The organism is Pseudacidovorax sp. DMC4 (genome assembly GCF_056314265.1).
The window spans coordinates 153,486-169,701 of the sequence record NZ_JBQUYR010000015.1; the positions used below are offsets into that span (position 1 = coordinate 153,486).

Sequence of the window (16,216 nt, forward strand, 5' to 3'; positions counted from 1 at the left end):
GGCCGCAGCCGGCCGCGCCCTCAGGAGACGCTTCATGACCACCCAGCAATTCGTGGCCGACCACGCCTTCGGCACCGTGTCCGACCTCATCCGCGCGCATGCCCGCGAACGGCCCGGCCGTGCGGCCCTGGCCGATGCGCACGGCCGGCTCGACTACGCCGCGCTCGACGCCCGCATGGACCGCGTCGCCGCCGCCCTGCAACGCGACGGGCTGGGCGTGGGCGATGCCATCGCCGTCTGCGCCAATGCCTCGGTGGACTACGTCTGCGTCTTCCTCGGCGCCCTGCGCGCGGGCGTGGCGGTGGCGCCGCTCGCCCCCGGCAGCGCACCGGACAGCCTGGCGCGCATGGTGCGCGATGCGGATGCCCGCCTGGTGTTCGTCGATGCCGTCGGCAACGCGGCCATGGGTGATGCGGGCGAGTCCGCCGCGCCGCGCATCGCGCTGCAGGGCGAGGTGGCCGGCGCCCGGCCGCTGGCGGACTGGCTCGCGCCCGAAGGCGCCACCCCGCAGCCAGCCGAGGTGCAGCCCGCCACGCCCTTCAACATCATCTATTCGTCGGGCACCACCGGCGAGCCCAAGGGCATCGTGCAGGGCCACGGCATGCGCTGGGCCCACATCCAGCGCGGTGCGGTCTACGGCTACGGCCCCGAGTCGGTCACGCTGCTGTCCACACCGCTGTACTCCAACACCACGCTGGTGGTGTTCTTCCCCACGCTGGCCTTCGGCGGCTGCGTGTGGCTGATGCCCAAGTTCGACGCGGGCCAGTACCTGCAGCTGGCCGAGCGCGAAGGCGTGACGCACACCATGCTGGTGCCGGTGCAGTACCAGCGGCTGATGGCGCACCCGGACTTCGACCGCCACGACCTGTCGCGCTTCCAGGCCAAGTTCTGCACCAGCGCGCCCTTCCGCGCCGAGCTCAAGGCCGACGTGCTGGCGCGCTGGCCGGGCGGGCTGATCGAGTTCTACGGCATGACCGAAGGCGGCGGCACCTGCATCCTGGAGGCGCATGCCCACCCCGACAAGCTGCACACCGTCGGCTGCGCGGCGCCAGGCAGCGACATCCGCCTGATCGACGACGAGGGCCGCGAGGTGCCCGCGGGCGAGGCCGGCGAGGTGGTGGGCCACTCGGCCGGCATGATGGTCGGCTACCACAAGCAGCCCGCCAAGACGCGCGAGGCCGAATGGTTCGCGCCCGACGGCAAGCGCTTCATCCGCACTGGCGACGTGGGCCGCTTCGACGCCGACGGCTTCCTCACGCTGTTCGACCGCAAGAAGGACATGGTGATCAGCGGCGGCTTCAACCTCTACCCCAGCGACCTGGAAGCCGTGCTGCGCCGCCACCCGGCCGTGGCCGACTGCTCGGTGATCGGCATTCCCTCGGAGCAATGGGGCGAGACGCCCGTGGCCTACGTGGTCCACCGGCCCGGCGACACCACCGCGCCCGAAACCATCCGCGAATGGGCCAACGAGCAGTTGGGCAAGACCCAGCGTCTGGCCGGCCTGCGCTTCATCGACGAGCTGCCGCGCAGCGCCATCGGCAAGGTGCTCAAGCGCGAGCTGCGGGAGCGCTGGGCCGCGGCCCCTTCAAACTGACTCTCGGGTTGCTATACGCTTCTCGCGTATGATCGACCGATGTTCACGGTGAGCGAAACGCGGGCTTTCGTGCGCAGCATGGCGGCGATCTGGGCAGAGGGCGAGCGCGAGGCCTTCATCGACTGGATCGCCCGCAACCCGCTGGCCGGCGACCTGATCGTGGGTTCTGGCGGGCTGCGCAAGGTGCGCTGGTCGCGCGCCGGTGCGGGCAAGCGAGGCGGCGCGCGCGTCATCACCTATGCCTTGCTGGACGAAGGCCAGGTCTGGCTGTTGATCGGCTACACCAAAGCGCGCTTCGACACGCTGCCCACCGAATTCCTGGTTCAACTGCGAGAGGAGATCGACGATGCCCCGCCGAAACGCTGATGCGGAAATGCAGGCCTTCCAGAACGATCTTCTGGAGGCCGTGAAGGACATGAAGGCCGGTCGGGCCGCCCGCGTCACGCGCGTGGAGATTCCCGACGCTGCCGATGCACGCGCCCGCGTCGGTTTGTCGCAGACGCAGTTCGCACAGTTGCTGGGTGTGTCGGTGCGCACTCTGCAGAACTGGGAGCAGGGCCGCTCCCAGCCCTCCGGCGCGGCACAGACGCTCATCCGTGTGGCTCGCGTGGCACCGCAGGTGCTGCGCAGCGTCGCGCCCTGACGCCGATGACGTGGCGCTCCGCCGTCAGCAGCGGGCCGACGCCCGCCGCCCTCTCGCTGCGCGACTACGGCCCGTCGCGCGGCAGCCATGCGCACGACCACTTCCAGGTGCTGGTGGCGCTGCAGGGCGTGCTGGCGCTGGAGGTGGAGGGCCGGGGACGGCGCCTGGCCGCGGGCCAGGGTTTCGTCGTGGCGCCGGGCGATCGCCACGACTTCGAGGCCGAGGCGGGCGCCAGCCGCTGCCTGGTGCTGGACACCCGGGACGCGGCCTGGACGCCGCATGCGGGCCGCGCCGCCGAGGGCCCACGGGCGGCGGCACTGGCGCATTACCTGGGACTGTGTCTGGCCCAGCCGCAGCCGGCGGCGCTGGCGCTGGCCCAGGCTCCCTGGCTGCTGTGCGAAGCCTGGACCGCACCGCCCTCGCGGCGGCTGCGCGGCCGGCCCATCGACTGGGCGGCGCTGTCGGCCTGGGCCGCGGCCCACTGGCAGGGGCCCCTGGGCGTGGAGGACCTGGCCGCGCGCGCCTGCCTCAGCCCGAGCCAGTTCGCCCAGCGCTGCCGCGATGAGCAGGGGCTGAGCCCGCTGGCCTGGCTGCGCGCCCTGCGCCTGGCGCAGGCGCGCCACCTGCGCGCCCAGGGCCTGGCGGTGGCCGAGACGGCGCGCCGCACGGGCTACCGCTCGCCGTCAGCGCTCACGGCGGCGCTGCGGCGCGACGGCGGCTGGCGCACCTGAAGGGCACCGTCTTCCCGGTCGGGCGCGCTGCCAGCCTGCGGCGGCCTGCCTTTGACGCACACCAAACGCCGCGCGCCGTCTTAAGACTGCCTAAATGCCCTGGAGGGACCATGGCGCCCGTTCCGGCCCATGCCGCCTCGCCTTCCGCGGGCCGCACCGGCCGCCCGGCCCGCCAGGGCCTCATTCCACGATGCGCCCGCCATGACCACCGCCACACGCTCCCACCCACGCTACACACCCTCCGCCATCGCCCTGCACTGGGGCATGGCGCTGCTCATCGTCGCCGTCTACGGCTGCATGCTGGGCTCGGACAACTTCCCGCGCGGCAGCGACACCTACCTCCTGCTGCGCGGGCTGCACTACAGCCTGGGTCTGCTGGTGCTGCCGCTGGCCTGCCTGCGCCTCGCGCTGGTGGCCCGGCAACCCCGCCCCGCCATCGTGCCGGCGCCGGCCGTCTGGCAGGAGCAGTTGGCGCGTTGGATGAAGTTCGCGCTCTACGGGCTGATGCTGGCGATGCCGCTGCTGGGCTGGCTCTCGTTGGCGGCCAAGGGCACGCCGGTGGCCTTCTTCGGCATGCCGCTGCCTTCGCCGCTGCCGCCGGCGCCCAACCTGGCCCACCTGATCAAGGAAGTGCACGAGGCCGGCGCCAGCGTGGGCTATGCACTGGTGGGCGCCCACACGGCCGCGGCCCTGGTGCACCACCATGTGCTGCGCGACAACACCCTGCGCCGCATGCTGCCCGGGCGGGCCTGACAAGGTGTGAACGCTGGCGCCGCTTTCGTCCCCGAGCGGCCCACCGCCCGAGGCCTCTCCCTCCTTGCCAGATCGCAGTCGCGCGACGAGAGACCGGCGGCGCGCGACGATGCGCCCGCCTAAGCTCGGCGGATGCGCCTTCTCTCCGCCTCCACCCTGCATGCCCTGGCCGCCATCGCGCTGTGGGCCTCACTGGCCTCGCTGGGCACCGCGCTTGCGCATGTGCCGCCCTTACTGCTCACGGGCGCCGCGCTGATCATCGGCAGCCTGCCGAGCTGGCCGCTGGTGCTGCGCGACCGGCGGGCCTGGGCGGTGCCGCCGCGCACGCTGGCGCTGGGTGTCTACGGGCTCTTCGGCTTCCACTTCCTGTTGTTCATCGCGCTGCGCCATGCGCCGCCGGTGGAGGCCAACCTGGTCAACTACCTCTGGCCGCTGGGCATGGTGGTGCTGGCGCCGGTGCTGCTGCCCGGCACGGCGCTCCGGCCCTTGCATGTGGTGGCGGCGCTGCTGGGCTTTGCCGGCGCGGCGGTGGCGATCCTGGGCGCGCGCAGCCCGGGCGGCGCCACCGGCTTCGCCTGGGGCTTCGTGCCGGCGCTGGGCTCGGCCTTCATCTGGGCCAGCTATTCGCTGTGGACGAAGCGCGTGCCGGCCTTTCCCACCTCGGCCATCGGCGCCTTTGGGCTGGTCTCCGGGCTGCTGGCCCTGGCCTGCCATGCACTGCTGGAGCCGGCAACCAGCCTGTCGGCGCGCGACTGGGCGCTGGTGGCGCTGTGCGGGCTGGGTCCGCTGGGCGCGGCCTTCTTCTTCTGGGACCGGGCGCTCAAGACGGGTGATGCGCGACAGATCGGCATCCTGAGCTACCTGACGCCGCTGTTGTCGACGACCCTGCTGCTGGTGGTGACCGGCCGGCCGCTGACCGGCGGCATCGCGGTGGCGGCCGCAATGATCGTGTCGGCGGCGGTGATGGGCTCGCGGGCGCGCTGAACGGCGTCGCCCCCGCCCCACGGCACCCGCAGCACCCGCGGCGCACGCGCGGGCCCTCTGCGTGAAGAATGTCGCGTGTGACGCTGCAACAGCGTGTCCGGCGCGCGGCGGGACGACGAAGAGCGCTTCGTTGGCACTGAATTCGCTATGGCCGATGGCACAAGGCAGGCGTCCGGCGCATGCCTTCGTGAAGAACAATCCATCCATCCCCCGCTGTCACACCCGCACATTCCAGAAGAGAGGACATCGTTCATGGCCAAGATCCAACCCGGCGTGGGCCCACGCTTTCCCCAGGTGGTGGTGCTCGTCGGCGCCACCGGCGACCTGGCGCGGCGCAAGCTGCTGCCCGGCCTCTTCCACCTGTGCAGTGCCGGCTTCATCCCCGCCTGGCGCATCGTCGGCTGCTCGCTGGACGATCTGGATGCCGAGGGCTTCCGCCGCTTCGCCCGCGCCGCGCTGGACGAGTTCGGCAGCCGCAAGGTCGACCAGGCGGCCTGGGAGGCCTTCGCCGCCACGCTCGACTACGTGCCGCTGTCGGCCGGCGCGCCGGCGCTGGCCGAGGCCGTGGCCCGGGCCGAGGCGGAACTGGGCACCGAGTCCCGCCGCCTGCACTACCTCAGCGTGCCGCCCAAGGCCGCGCTGCCCGTGGTGCGCACCCTCGGCGAGGCCGGCCTGGTCGAGCGCGCGCGCATCGTCATGGAAAAGCCCTTCGGCACCGACCTGACCAGCGCCCGCGACCTGAACGCGAAGCTGCACGAGGTGTTCGAAGAGGAGCAGATCTTCCGCATCGACCACTTCCTGGGCAAGGAGGCGGCGCAGAACATCCTGGCCTTCCGCTTCGCCAACGGCCTGTTCGAGCCGATCTGGAACCGCACCTTCATCAACCACGTGCAGATCGACGTGCCCGAGACGCTGGGCCTGGGCAAGCGCAGCGCCTTCTACGAGCAGACCGGCGCCTACAAGGACATGGTGGTCACGCACCTGTTCCAGATCCTGGGCTTCGTCGCCATGGAGCCGCCCACCTCGCTGGAACCGGCGCCCATCAGCGAGGAGAAGAACAAGGTCTTCCGCAGCATGCTGCCGATCCCGCCCCAGGACGTGGTGCGCGGCCAGTACGCCGGCTACCGGCAGGAGGAAGGCGTGGACCCGGACTCCGACACCGAGACCTTCGTCGCCCTCAAGTGCCACATCGACAACTGGCGCTGGGCCGGCGTGCCCTTCTACCTGCGCACCGGCAAGCGGCTGGCCGAGGGGCAGCGCGTGATCTCCATCGCCTTCCGCGAGCCGCCCAAGAGCATGTTCCCGGCCGGCAGCGGCGTGGGCTCGCAGGGGCCCGACCACCTGACCTTCGACCTGGCGGACGCGTCGAAGATGTCGCTGTCGTTCTACGGCAAGCGCCCCGGCCCGGGCATGCGGCTGGACAAGCTGAGCCTGCAGTTCGCGATGAACGACACCGGCTACGTGCACGAGGTGCTGGAGGCCTACGAGCGGCTGATCCTGGACGCCATGCGCGGCGACCGCACGCTGTTCACCACCGCCGAGGGCATCGAGCGGCTGTGGGAGGTGTCGCAGCCGCTGCTGGAGGCGCCGCCGCCGGTGCGGCTGTACCAGCCCGGCTCATGGGGCCCGAAGCCGGTGCACCAGCTGATCGCACCGCATGCGTGGCGCCTCCCTTTCGAGCGGGCGTGGCGGCCGACGAGCCAGGGCCAGGGCTGAGCCCCTGACCCGTCCGCTGCGCCTTTTTGCGCTTTCAGCTCACCCCAACCACAGCACAAAGGCCGAGGCCACCAGGCAATAGGCACCGAACAGGTACCACCGGCCCGACTCCAGCCAGGACGACAGCCAGCGCAGCGCCGCCAGGCCCGCGAGGAAGCTGAGCGCCATGCCGAAGGCGCTCGGCGCCAGCACACGGCCGAGGTCGTGCACGGCCACCGCATGGCCGGTGGCCGGGGCCGTGAGCAGCCGGTGCGCCTCCTTGACGATGACGGCCGGCGTCAGCACGACGGCCAGGGCGAAGCTGAATTCCTCGGCCTTTCGCCGTTCGATGCCCGCCGCCATGGCGGTGGAGATCGTGGCCCCCGAGCGGGAGAAGCCGCGGAAAGGCAGGCACAGCCCCTGCACGGCGCCGATGAGCATCGCCGAGGGGCCGCCGACGCGCCGGCCGGCCCGCTCGGGGATGAAGGACGCCGCAATGATCAGCACGCCCGCCGCGGCCAGCGCCGCGGCCATGAGGCGCGAATTGCCGAACAGGTGCTCGATCTCGAAGTTGGGATCGGACGCCAGCACCCAATGCTTGATGGCGAACTGCAGCCCGAGGCCGACGACGCCCGTGCAGACCGTGGCCAGCGCCACGGCCGTCGCGTTCTGCCTGAAGGAGGCCCATGAGCCGAAATAGGCCTTCTTCCAGCTGCGCCAGAAGTAGGCGATGACGGCGAACATCGTGCCGGTGTGGAGCATGACGAGCAGCATCGTCATCTCGGGCGTGGTCGGGTCCAGCCCCATCAATTTCTCCGCAGCGATCACGTGCGCGGAGCTGGAAACGGGGAGCAGTTCGGCGGCGCCCTGGATGAGGGCCAGGATGGCGACTTGGAGGGCGTTCATGGTCGCGGACAGGATGTCGAAGTGATTTCAGTACCGCCGGCGGCCTGGCATGGCCCGCGCGACCACCCTTCATTCGTCGGTGAGCCGTCGATTCTCTTCAGACAAGCTGACGGCCACGCGACTGCGCGGCAGCTGAAGCGGCCCATCACGAGGTTCGCCGTGATCGAGCCGATGGCCCCTTCATCCGGGGACGCCGCGGCGAGGCACTTCGTTCACACCGGCCGGGCCGCATGCGCCAGGGCCGCATCCGCCGTGTCGGCCTCCAGCGTCGCCAGCCTGTCGTAGCCACGGCGCACCAGGTCGGCGTCGCGCCAGGCATTGCCCTTGAAGGCGGGCAGCAGCCACAGCACGAAGTACCCCGCGCTGAGCAGCAGGTAGACCAGCGCCTGGGCGCCGCTCTCGGGCGCGCGGTCGGTGGCGCTCTCGATCAGCGCCAGGACGAGATAGACCGCGAACCACAGGCCGGCGCGCCGCCAGAGCTTCTTGAACAGCATCCAGAAGAGGCCGAAGAAGAAGGCCGGCCAGGAGAAGCCGACCTTCACGGCCTCCAGGCCGTGCGTCGGATGCGTGTACACGTTGTAGGTCCTCATGATTCCCTCATCGGCCGCAGCCGCCCTGTGACGCGAACACGGTACAACGGCAAAGGCCCCTTCGCCTTGTGCCAGGTCGCCCATGCGGTCGAGCGTGGCCGAGGTGGGCGCAGCGCCGCGTGTCGAGCAGTCGCTGCCGCACCGCGGCCGCTCAGCCGGCGTGGGTGGCGACGAAGCTGGCGGTGGTCATGGTCTGGCGCTGCAGAGGCGCCGGCGCAGGAAGGGGGCGCTCACCAGTTGCAGGACTGCGTCCCGGTGTGCGCGATGTCCTGCGAGAAGGAGAACACCCGTCCGTCCTTGGCCGAGGTGTAGGTGAAGTCGGTGATGTTGGCGCCCTGGCGGCGCACGGTGTAGACGCCGTTGATCCTGCCCTCGAGCACCTCGACCCAGCGGTCCTCGAAGGCCCAGGGCCGGCCTTCGGGCCGGTCGGTGGTGCGGCTGCTGGCGACGACGATGGGGATGGCCTTCTTCGAGCCCTTGTAGAGCACATAGCCACCGCTCCACTCGACGTTGGTGTCGACGACCTGCCGGAACTCCAGCGAGATCGGCCTGGGCCCGGAGGAGCTCAGGCAGCGGAAGTCCTCCTGCAGGGCCGCATGGGCGGTGGCGGCGCAGGCGGCAAGCAGGACGGCGGCGATGGGCGACGCAGGCTTCATGGGCAAAAGATGCTCCTGGGGCAAGGACGGATGGGGCCTGCAGCGTAACGCGGACGCACGGCCCGCCGGTGTCAGGCCACCTTGAGCACCAGCTTGCCGAAGTTGCCGCCCGAGAAGAGCTTGGCCAGCGCCTCCGGGAAGTTCTCCAGCCCGTCGACCACGTCCTCGCGGCTCTTCATGCGACCGTCCTTGAGGTAGCCCGCAAGCTCGGCGATGGCCTCGGGGTAGCGGTCGGCGTAGTCGAAGACCACCATGCCTTCCATGCGGGCGCGGTTGACCAGCAGGCTGAGGTAGTTGCGCGGACCGGCGGTGGGCGCGCTGTTGGCGTTGTTGTACTGGCTGATGGCGCCGCAGATGACGATGCGGGCCTTGGGTGCCAGCTTGGCGAGCACGGTGTCGAGGATGTCGCCGCCCACGTTGTCGAAGTACACGTCCACGCCGCGCGGCGCATGCTGCTTGAGGCCTTCACGCACGGCTTGCGGGCTGGCCTTGTAGTCGATGCAGGCGTCGAAGCCCAGCTCCTTCACCACCCAATCGCACTTGGCCGGGCCGCCGGCGATGCCGACGGTGCGGCACCCCTTGATCTTCGCCAGCTGGCCGACCGTCTGGCCCACGGCACCTGCGGCGCCCGAGACGACGACCGTGTCGCCCGCCTTGGCCAGGCCCACGTCCAGCAGGCCGAAGTAGGCCGTCATGCCCGGCATGCCCAGCACGTTGAGCCACTGGCCGGGCGTGCCGGCGGCAGGGTCGATGCGGCGGACGTCGCCGCGCTGGATCTGCGCATGGCCGAAGGCGGCGAAGTCCTGGATGCCGAGCAGCCCCGATACCGCGTCGCCCTCGGCGAAGCCGGGGTTGCGCGAGGCCACGACGCGGCCGATGCCGCCGGCACGCATCACCTCGCCGATGCCCACCGGCGGGATGTAGCTGCGGCCCTCGTTCATCCAGCCGCGCATGGCAGGGTCGAGCGACAGCAGTTCGGTGCGCACCAGCACGCCGCCTTCTTCCACCGCGGGGATGGGAGCGTCGGCGACGAAGTCGAAGTCCTCGCGCGTGGCGGCGCCCTGCGGGCGGCGGGCCAGGCGGAACTGGCGGTTGGCGGTGGCAGCGGGGGTGGCGGTCATTCGGGTGTCTCCTGGTGCGATGTCTTCGGGGCCGAGCGGACGGTCGCGGGCATGCTAGCCAGGGGCCGGGCGGCGGCTGGTTGCGCAGGCGACAGCACCGGCAGGCCTGCGCACCACTCGCCGATGCGCGACGCGGCAAACGGCAGAACACGCACGGCCGGCGACGGGGCCGCGGGCGGCGCAACGGCGGGTGCGCTCGCCCTGGCGTCAGCGGATCAGCGCAGCAGCGCCGTCACCGCCAGTCCCGGCTTCGCCAGCCGCAGGTCGAGCCGGCCGCCGTGGGCCTGCGCCACCAGCCGGCACAGGTACATGCCCAGCCCCACGCCCCCGCCGCCGGCACCGCGCGCCCTCGCGCTGTCGGGGCGGTAGAAGGGCTCGGCCAGGCGTTCGAGCTGGTCCTCGGGCACACCGGGGCCGAAATCGCGCACCTCGATGCAGACGCCGTCGGGCTCATCCGGCGCCGTGGGTGCGCGGTGCAGCGACAGGCGGGGCGGCTGCGGTCCGGCGCCGTGGTGCAGCGCATTGGCCAGCAGGTTGCGCAGCAGCAGCCGCACGCGCGCCCGGTCCAGCGACAGCGCCGGCAGGTCGGAGGCGGCGTCCACCTGCACGGCCTCGGCCAAGGGCAGGCCGCGCGCGACCAGCTCCTGCATGACCTCGCGGGCCAGGGCCGGCAGGTCGACCGGCTCACGCTGCAGGGCCGCATGCGGGCTGGACAGGCGCTCGCCTTCGAGCAGGTCGCTGATGAGGTCGCGCATCTCGTTGAGGTCGCGCAGCAGTGCGGCGCGTTCGGCCGCACCGTCGGGCGTCTCGGGCAGCAGTTCGGCATTGAGCCGGGCCCGTGTCAGCGGCGAGCGCAACTCGTGGCTCACCGCCAGCAGCAGCGCACGCTTGGCGTCGAGCATGCGCTTGATGTCCTCGGCCACGGTGTTGATGTGCTGCGCCAGTTCGCCCAGTTCGTCGCGGCGGCGCAGCGGAATGGGCCGCGAGAAGTCGCCCCGACCGAAGCGCTCGGCACCGGCGCGGATGTCCTCCAGCGGTCGCAGCAGCTTGTGGACCACGCCGTAGGCCAGCAGGATGAGGCCGACGACCAGCGCCACCATCGCCCCGTCGAAGCCGTCGTTGGCCTGCTGCATCAGCCGCGGGCTCCAGCCGAAGGTGATGCGGTGGCCGTCGGCGGTGCGGCGCACGTACCAGGGGTCTTCGCCGGGCGCGGTGGGCACGCGCGGGGTGAGCCAGTCGCGTCGGCGATGGCGCTCGTCGTCGGGGTCGGACGCCCAGTTGACCACCGGCCCGCTGATGCGCAGCGAGATGGGCAGCCGCGCGGCCAGCTCGCGCGCCTTCTCGACGCTGGGCGGGCTGCCGATCTCGTCGACCACGCGGCCCATGTAGTCGCTCAGCAGCGGCTGGGCCACGGCGCGCCAGCCGGTGCTGCCGAAGGCCGCGCGGAAGCCGCCCAGGAAGACGATGGTCATCGCCAACGCCAGCACCACGAAGAGCGTGACCAGCCGCAGACGCAGGGAATGGCTCCAGCGCTGGCGCCAGCGGCGGCGGCGCTGGAAGCGCCGCGGCACGAGGCCGTCGCAGGCGGGATCGGCCGGGGCGCGACGGTGGGAGGTCATGAGCCAGCGCCGGGCGGCCGGTCGGCGGTGGCTTGCGCGCCGTTCTGCCCTTCGTCAGGCTCAGGGCGGACGGGGGGACGGGCCGGGGTCGAACCCGCCTCCTCGACCACGCGGCCGACGGCCAGGGTGTAGCCGGCGTTACGCAGCGTCTTGATGCAGTCCAGCGGCTCCAGCTTGCGGCGCAGGCGGCTGACGACGATGTCCACCGCACGGGTGAACAGGTCGGCCTCGTGGCCGCGCAGCCGGTTGAGGATGTCGTCGCGGCTGAACACCTTGCCGGGCTCGGAGGCGAGCAGGGCCAGCAGCTCGAATTCGGTGCCGGTCAGCTCAAGCCGCTCGCCATGGCGCAGGACCTCGCGGCGATCGAGGTCGATGGCCAGGCCGTCGAAGTCATGGCGCTGCGCAGACGCCGGCGCCGCGGCGGGGCGCACGCGCTGCCGGCGCAGGATGGTCTGCACGCGCGCCACCAGCTCGCGCGGCTCGAAAGGCTTGGGCAGGTAGTCGTCGGCGCCCAGCTCCAGGCCAACCACACGGTCCATCACGTCGCCGCGGGCGGTGAGCATGACGATGGGGATGTCGCTGTCGGCACGGATCTGCCGGCACAGGGCGAAGCCGTCCATCTCCGGCAGCATGACATCGAGGATGGCGGCGTCGTAGGGGTGGGCACGCAGCCTGGCCAGCCCCTCGCTGGGCCGCAGCGCGCAGTCGAGCGTGCAGCCGAAGCGGGCGAAGTAGCTCGCGAGCGGCGGCCCGAGATGCACGTCGTCGTCGATCAGCAGGATGCGGGGCGCGTCGGTGGACATGGCGGGATTGTGCCCAGGGGCGTCGCGCGCACCGCCGTCGCGTGCGTTGCGCTGGCGGCCATCACCATGGGTCGCGTGGGCCGAGGCGACCCAAGTGCGTGTGGCCGAAGCCGCGCCCGTACTTGAGGCCGTAGCCGAGCAGGCGGTCGAGGCCGACGTGCGCCAGCCAGATCGCCGCCAGCGGCCAGAGCATGGCCGCCTGCGTGGGCAGGGCGAAGCCGGCCGCCGCCAGCAGCACCGGGCCGACCATGCTGTGGGCGGCGTTGTAGGCGCGCGCACCGATGGCCGGGCCGGCCAAGTAGCCCAGCATCGCCAGGTCGGGCAGCAGTAGGAGCGCGGCGAATCGGCCCCACTGATCGGGCGCCAGTTGGGCATAGGCCAGTACGGCGAAGACCAGCAGCGCGGCACCCTCGGCGCGCAGCAGCAGGCGCACACCGCCTTGGACGGCGCCGGCATCCACCGTGGGGACCGCCCGATGCGAGGGGTTGCGGCGACCCGCCATCGATTCGGCCTCCCCCATGGCGCGGGCTTCGGCGCGCGGATCCGGGCCCGGGTGTTCGCCCGAGGCCGGGCCATGGCCCGCGTCCGCCGCCGCCCAGTCCGCCTGCCGGCCCAGCAGGGCCTCAGCCATGGCGCGACCAGCGGCCACCGCGCTGCTCGATGAAGTCGCGCACCTGCTGCTGCTGCGCGGGGCGCAGATGGTCGTAGAAGTCGGCCAGTGCGGCGATCACCTCCGGGCTGCCGCTGCGCACGGCGGCGGTCTTCTCCTCGACCAGGCGCGTCGCGGCGGCCTGGTCGAAGGTGGGGCCGGCAAACAGGGCCCGCCACGGCGCACGCGCATCGGTGGTGTCGCCGCGCATGGCCTGGCGCTGGCTCTGCAGCTTGGCCGCGAGGGTGTCGAGACGCTGGCGCTGGTCGGCATCCAGGTCCAGCTTGCGGCCGATGCGCTCGACCATGTGGGCGCGCATGGCGCCGCTGTCGGCCCCGGCCTCGTGCCAGCCGTGTCGGCCGGCGCAGGCGGTGAGCGAACCCAGCAGCAGCGTGCCGCCGAAGAGGGCCAGCAGGCCACGGGCGATGCGAGGACGGAACTTCATGATGAGGGCTCCTGGAGTGGCTCGGACAGGTGCGGCAGGGCGCTCAGAGGCGCGAGCCGGCGGCCGACTGGGCGCGCACGTCGACCGGGTTGGGCAGCGTGGAGATCACGGTGCTGTTCACGCGCGAGCCCGAGCTCACGTTCTGGTCCGGCGCCGCCGCGGTGCGGATGGCGTCGGCCACCACGCGGGCGCGCGGTTGGGACACGGCCACGGTCTCGGGGCCGCGCGAGCCGCGGGTCACGTTCTGGTCGGGCGCGGCGGCGGCGGCGCGCGCTTCGGCGCGCACGGCGTCGCGGCTCATCGCGGAGACGGGCGCGGTCACGCCCTCGTAGGTTTCGGCATGGGCCGCCGTGCCCAGCAGGGCCAGGGCAGAGACGGCGAGGAAGGCAGCGCGGACGTTGGTCATGAGAGGTCTTTCGAGGAAGTTGTTGAAAGAGCCTTCATGGTGCCGGGCGGTCCGCGCCCGGTCTTTTCACGGCCGTCGCGCCGTGTTTCGTTTCTTTTCTTCAGCGGCCCAGCAGTTCGGCCGGGTCGTCGCTGTCGACCACCTGCCGCGCCCAGTCGGCGAGCTTGCCGGCGTCGGCGCGCAGCACCTCCTGCTTGACGGTCAGGATCTGCGAAGGATGCATCGAGAAGCTGCGCAGGCCCAGACCCAGCAGTAGCCGCGTGAACTGCACGTCGCCCGCCATCTCGCCGCACACGCTCACGCCCTTGCCCAGGCGGCGCGCCTCGGCGATGGTCTGCGCCACCAGCCGCAGCACCGCCGGGTGGCTCGCGTCGTACAGATGCGCCACGCTTTCGTCAGCCCGGTCAATGGCGAGCGTGTACTGGATCAGGTCGTTGGTGCCGATGGACAGGAAGTCGAAGTGCTTCAGGAAGATCGACAGCGACAGCGCCGCGGCCGGCACTTCGATCATGGCGCCCAGGCGCACCGGGCCGGCCTGGTCGCCGCGGGCCTTGAGCTCGGCACGGGCCTTGTCGATGAAGACCAGCGTCTGCCGGATCTCGCTGGCGTGGGCCAGCATCGGGATCAGCAGGTTCACCGGCCCGTGGGCCGCGGCACGCAGGATGGCGCGCAGCTGGGCCAGGAACATCGCCGGCTCCGACAGGCTCCAGCGGATGGCACGCAGGCCCAGCGCCGGGTTGAGGTATTCCTGCCGGGCGGCCTTGCCGTCCAGCGGCTTGTCGGCGCCGATGTCGACGGTGCGGATGGTGACCGGCATGCCCTGCATGCCCTCGACCGCGCGGCGGTAGGCCTCGTACTGCTCGTCCTCGTCGGGCAGGCGGCTGAGGTGGCGCGCCTCGCGGCCCATGAAGAGGAACTCGCTGCGGAAGAGGCCCACGCCCTGCGCGCCGGCCTTGACGGCGGCGGCGGCGTCCTCGGGCATCTCGATGTTGGCCAGCAGTTCGACACGCTCGCCGTCGAGCGTGACGGCCGGACGGTGACGCAGGCGCCACAGGCGCTCGCGCTCCAGCTCGCCCTGGCGCTGCTTGAAGCCGTACTCGGCCAGGATGATGGGCGACGGGTCGACGATCACCACGCCAGCGTCGCCGTCGATGATGACCCAGTCGTCCTGCCGCACCAGCTGGCTGGCCACGCGTGCGCCCACCACGGCCGGGATGTCCATGCTGCGCGCCACGATGGCCGTGTGCGAGGTGCGCCCCCCGACGTCGGTGACGAAGCCGGCGAACACGCTCTTCTTGAACTGCACCATGTCGGCCGGCGACAGGTCGTGCGCGATGAGCACCAGGGGGGCGTCGAAGCCGTCGGCCTCGTCGTCGCCGGCGATCGGCGTCTTGCGCGGCGGCGGGGGCGGCGGGGCCAACACGGCCGCCGTGCCCTTCATCTGGCGCAGGATGCGCTCGACCACCTGCTCCAGGTCGGCCTTGCGCTCGCGCAGGTACTCGTCCTCCATCTCGTCGAACTGGCGCGCCACCACCTCGAGCTGGCTGGTCAGCGCCCATTCGGCGTTGTAGAGCCGGTCGACGATCCAGTGGCGCACGCCGTCGGACAGGGCTTCGTCCTGCAGCAGCATGAGGTGCACTTCGAGCAGGCCCGCCAGTTCGTGCGGCGCCTCGTCGCGCTTCATCTGCGAGACGCTGGCGCGCAGGCGCTCCAGCTCTTCGGCCACCGCGTCGCGCGCGGCGCGCACGCGGTCAAGTTCCGTCTCGATTTCCTGCGGCTGGATGAAGTAGTGCGCCACATCCAGCCGGCTCGACACCACCAGCACCGCCCGCCCGATGGCAATGCCCCGGGCGACGTTGAGACCGTGGATGGAGATGGTCACTCGCCCTCGCCGAACTTGTCGTTCATCAGGGCGACGATGGCGTTCATCGCCTCCTGCTCCTGCGGCCCATCGGTCTCCAGCTCCACCGTGGCCCCCAGCCCCGCGGCCAGCATCATCACGCCCATGATGCTCTTGGCATTGACGCGCCGCTCGCCGCGCGCGATCCACACCTCGCACGGAAAGCTGCCCGCCAGCTTGGTGAGCTTGGCGGAAGCGCGCGCATGAAGGCCCAGCTTATTGCTGATGGTCACGGATGTCTTGATCACTGTATTTACGTCTCACCTGATTGAGGGGGGCGGCCACGGCCACCTGCATGACGCCAGCCGTGCCGCCGGCGATGGCCCGTTGCACCTGAGCGTCGAGCGGCTCGTGGCGATAGGTCACGGCCCGCAGCAGCATGGGCAGGTTCACCCCCGCCACCAGCCGCGAGCGCACACCGTCCACCAGCTGCTGCGCCACGTTGCACGGCGTGGCACCGAACACGTCGGCCAGCACCAGCACATTCGAGCGCGAACCACCCCGGTGGAACTGCTGCTCCAGCAGGATGCGTGCCGCACCCAGCGACTCCTCGGGCGAGACATTGGGCTGGACGTCGAGCGCGGCCAGTGCGCCTTCGCAATCGGGAAAGACATGCAGGGCGCACTGGCGCAAGGCATGAGCCAGAGGCGCGTGGGCGACGATGAGGATGCTGTTCATGCAGACGGCAGGCGGCGAGGGCATCGATTATGGGCCGAGGGCC

At 71.6% G+C, this 16,216-nt stretch carries 19 protein-coding genes; 7 read left to right on the top strand and 12 right to left on the bottom strand.

Annotated features, from left to right (window positions below; all coding sequences use genetic code 11):
• The first annotated feature begins 34 nt into the window (after nt 1-34).
• From ACT54X_RS24275 to zwf, 7 genes are all read left to right on the top strand, one after another.
• Nucleotides 35-1,594: a class I adenylate-forming enzyme family protein gene (locus tag ACT54X_RS24275; RefSeq protein WP_294377153.1), complete on the top strand. Its 1,560-nt coding sequence runs from the start codon at nt 35-37 to the stop codon at nt 1,592-1,594.
• A gap of 39 nt (nt 1,595-1,633) precedes the next feature.
• Nucleotides 1,634-1,960 carry a transcriptional regulator gene (locus tag ACT54X_RS24280; protein ID WP_294377150.1) on the top strand — a complete coding sequence of 109 codons (327 nt, stop codon included), beginning with the start codon at nt 1,634-1,636 and terminating at the stop codon, nt 1,958-1,960.
• Nucleotides 1,941-2,237, top strand: coding sequence for a helix-turn-helix domain-containing protein (locus ACT54X_RS24285; RefSeq protein WP_294377149.1), 297 nt, complete (start codon nt 1,941-1,943; stop codon nt 2,235-2,237). The genes ACT54X_RS24280 and ACT54X_RS24285 overlap by 20 nt, the downstream gene beginning before the upstream one ends.
• 5 nt (nt 2,238-2,242) lie before the next feature.
• Nucleotides 2,243-2,968, top strand: a complete 726-nt coding sequence (locus ACT54X_RS24290; RefSeq protein ID WP_294377146.1) for an AraC family transcriptional regulator — start codon at nt 2,243-2,245, stop codon at nt 2,966-2,968.
• A gap of 201 nt (nt 2,969-3,169) precedes the next feature.
• Nucleotides 3,170-3,721 (top strand): cytochrome b, encoded by a 552-nt coding sequence (locus ACT54X_RS24295; RefSeq protein WP_294377142.1) that lies wholly within the window; start codon nt 3,170-3,172, stop codon nt 3,719-3,721.
• 132 nt (nt 3,722-3,853) lie between these two features.
• Entirely contained in the window at nt 3,854-4,705 is an 852-nt protein-coding gene (locus ACT54X_RS24300) for a DMT family transporter (RefSeq protein ID WP_294377139.1), read from the top strand.
• A 252-nt stretch (nt 4,706-4,957) separates the two neighbouring features.
• Complete coding sequence (gene zwf, locus ACT54X_RS24305) at nt 4,958-6,421, top strand: glucose-6-phosphate dehydrogenase (RefSeq protein WP_294377137.1); 1,464 nt, start codon at nt 4,958-4,960, stop codon at nt 6,419-6,421.
• 39 nt (nt 6,422-6,460) lie between these two features.
• Here the strand turns inward: zwf and ACT54X_RS24310 are convergent, their stop codons facing one another.
• The 12 genes from ACT54X_RS24310 to ACT54X_RS24365 form a co-directional block, all read right to left on the bottom strand.
• A complete protein-coding gene (locus ACT54X_RS24310) occupies nt 6,461-7,306 on the bottom strand; it encodes an undecaprenyl-diphosphate phosphatase (protein WP_294377134.1) in 846 nt (281 codons plus the stop codon).
• 212 nt (nt 7,307-7,518) lie between these two features.
• Nucleotides 7,519-7,896: a DUF2628 domain-containing protein gene (locus tag ACT54X_RS24315; RefSeq protein WP_294377131.1), complete on the bottom strand. Its 378-nt coding sequence runs from the start codon at nt 7,894-7,896 to the stop codon at nt 7,519-7,521.
• Nucleotides 7,897-8,126: 230 nt separating this feature from the next.
• Nucleotides 8,127-8,552, bottom strand: a complete 426-nt coding sequence (locus ACT54X_RS24320) for a hypothetical protein (RefSeq protein ID WP_294377128.1) — start codon at nt 8,550-8,552, stop codon at nt 8,127-8,129.
• A 71-nt stretch (nt 8,553-8,623) separates the two neighbouring features.
• On the bottom strand, nt 8,624-9,673 hold the full coding sequence (locus tag ACT54X_RS24325) for an NADP-dependent oxidoreductase (protein ID WP_294377125.1): 1,050 nt from the start codon (nt 9,671-9,673) through the stop codon (nt 8,624-8,626).
• A gap of 215 nt (nt 9,674-9,888) precedes the next feature.
• On the bottom strand, nt 9,889-11,292 hold the full coding sequence (locus ACT54X_RS24330; RefSeq protein ID WP_294377121.1) for a sensor histidine kinase: 1,404 nt from the start codon (nt 11,290-11,292) through the stop codon (nt 9,889-9,891).
• Nucleotides 11,289-12,095: a response regulator transcription factor gene (locus ACT54X_RS24335; RefSeq protein ID WP_294377118.1), complete on the bottom strand. Its 807-nt coding sequence runs from the start codon at nt 12,093-12,095 to the stop codon at nt 11,289-11,291. The genes ACT54X_RS24330 and ACT54X_RS24335 overlap by 4 nt, the downstream gene beginning before the upstream one ends.
• Before the next feature lie 61 nt (nt 12,096-12,156).
• Nucleotides 12,157-12,726: a DUF4260 domain-containing protein gene (locus tag ACT54X_RS24340; RefSeq protein ID WP_476349106.1), complete on the bottom strand. Its 570-nt coding sequence runs from the start codon at nt 12,724-12,726 to the stop codon at nt 12,157-12,159.
• Entirely contained in the window at nt 12,719-13,189 is a 471-nt protein-coding gene (locus ACT54X_RS24345; RefSeq protein ID WP_114801969.1) for a Spy/CpxP family protein refolding chaperone, read from the bottom strand. The genes ACT54X_RS24340 and ACT54X_RS24345 overlap by 8 nt, the downstream gene beginning before the upstream one ends.
• A 43-nt stretch (nt 13,190-13,232) precedes the next feature.
• A complete protein-coding gene (locus ACT54X_RS24350; RefSeq protein WP_476349108.1) occupies nt 13,233-13,595 on the bottom strand; it encodes a DUF4148 domain-containing protein in 363 nt (120 codons plus the stop codon).
• Between the two features lie 100 nt (nt 13,596-13,695).
• Complete coding sequence (gene ptsP / locus ACT54X_RS24355; RefSeq protein WP_476349110.1) at nt 13,696-15,477, bottom strand: phosphoenolpyruvate--protein phosphotransferase; 1,782 nt, start codon at nt 15,475-15,477, stop codon at nt 13,696-13,698.
• Nucleotides 15,474-15,743 carry an HPr family phosphocarrier protein gene (locus tag ACT54X_RS24360; RefSeq protein WP_043116522.1) on the bottom strand — a complete coding sequence of 90 codons (270 nt, stop codon included), beginning with the start codon at nt 15,741-15,743 and terminating at the stop codon, nt 15,474-15,476. Before ACT54X_RS24360 ends, ptsP begins: the two co-directional genes overlap by 4 nt.
• Nucleotides 15,712-16,173 (bottom strand): PTS sugar transporter subunit IIA, encoded by a 462-nt coding sequence (locus ACT54X_RS24365; protein ID WP_114802199.1) that lies wholly within the window; start codon nt 16,171-16,173, stop codon nt 15,712-15,714. Before ACT54X_RS24365 ends, ACT54X_RS24360 begins: the two co-directional genes overlap by 32 nt.
• Nucleotides 16,174-16,216: the final 43 nt, after the last annotated feature.

Excerpts from the sequence above, each read along its gene's own strand:
- ACT54X_RS24275 (WP_294377153.1), top strand. The coding sequence starts at position 35 with ATGACCACCCAGCAATTCGTGGCCGACCACGCCTTCGGCACCGTGTCC.
- ACT54X_RS24280 (WP_294377150.1), top strand. The coding sequence starts at position 1,634 with ATGTTCACGGTGAGCGAAACGCGGGCTTTCGTGCGCAGCATGGCGGCG.
- ACT54X_RS24285 (WP_294377149.1), top strand. The coding sequence starts at position 1,941 with ATGCCCCGCCGAAACGCTGATGCGGAAATGCAGGCCTTCCAGAACGAT.
- ACT54X_RS24290 (WP_294377146.1), top strand. The coding sequence starts at position 2,243 with ATGACGTGGCGCTCCGCCGTCAGCAGCGGGCCGACGCCCGCCGCCCTC.
- ACT54X_RS24295 (WP_294377142.1), top strand. The coding sequence starts at position 3,170 with ATGACCACCGCCACACGCTCCCACCCACGCTACACACCCTCCGCCATC.
- ACT54X_RS24300 (WP_294377139.1), top strand. The coding sequence starts at position 3,854 with ATGCGCCTTCTCTCCGCCTCCACCCTGCATGCCCTGGCCGCCATCGCG.
- zwf (WP_294377137.1), top strand. The coding sequence starts at position 4,958 with ATGGCCAAGATCCAACCCGGCGTGGGCCCACGCTTTCCCCAGGTGGTG.
- ACT54X_RS24310 (WP_294377134.1), bottom strand. The coding sequence starts at position 7,306 with ATGAACGCCCTCCAAGTCGCCATCCTGGCCCTCATCCAGGGCGCCGCC.
- ACT54X_RS24315 (WP_294377131.1), bottom strand. The coding sequence starts at position 7,896 with ATGAGGACCTACAACGTGTACACGCATCCGACGCACGGCCTGGAGGCC.
- ACT54X_RS24320 (WP_294377128.1), bottom strand. The coding sequence starts at position 8,552 with ATGAAGCCTGCGTCGCCCATCGCCGCCGTCCTGCTTGCCGCCTGCGCC.
- ACT54X_RS24325 (WP_294377125.1), bottom strand. The coding sequence starts at position 9,673 with ATGACCGCCACCCCCGCTGCCACCGCCAACCGCCAGTTCCGCCTGGCC.
- ACT54X_RS24330 (WP_294377121.1), bottom strand. The coding sequence starts at position 11,292 with ATGACCTCCCACCGTCGCGCCCCGGCCGATCCCGCCTGCGACGGCCTC.
- ACT54X_RS24335 (WP_294377118.1), bottom strand. The coding sequence starts at position 12,095 with ATGTCCACCGACGCGCCCCGCATCCTGCTGATCGACGACGACGTGCAT.
- ACT54X_RS24340 (WP_476349106.1), bottom strand. The coding sequence starts at position 12,726 with ATGGCTGAGGCCCTGCTGGGCCGGCAGGCGGACTGGGCGGCGGCGGAC.
- ACT54X_RS24345 (WP_114801969.1), bottom strand. The coding sequence starts at position 13,189 with ATGAAGTTCCGTCCTCGCATCGCCCGTGGCCTGCTGGCCCTCTTCGGC.
- ACT54X_RS24350 (WP_476349108.1), bottom strand. The coding sequence starts at position 13,595 with ATGACCAACGTCCGCGCTGCCTTCCTCGCCGTCTCTGCCCTGGCCCTG.
- ACT54X_RS24365 (WP_114802199.1), bottom strand. The coding sequence starts at position 16,173 with ATGAACAGCATCCTCATCGTCGCCCACGCGCCTCTGGCTCATGCCTTG.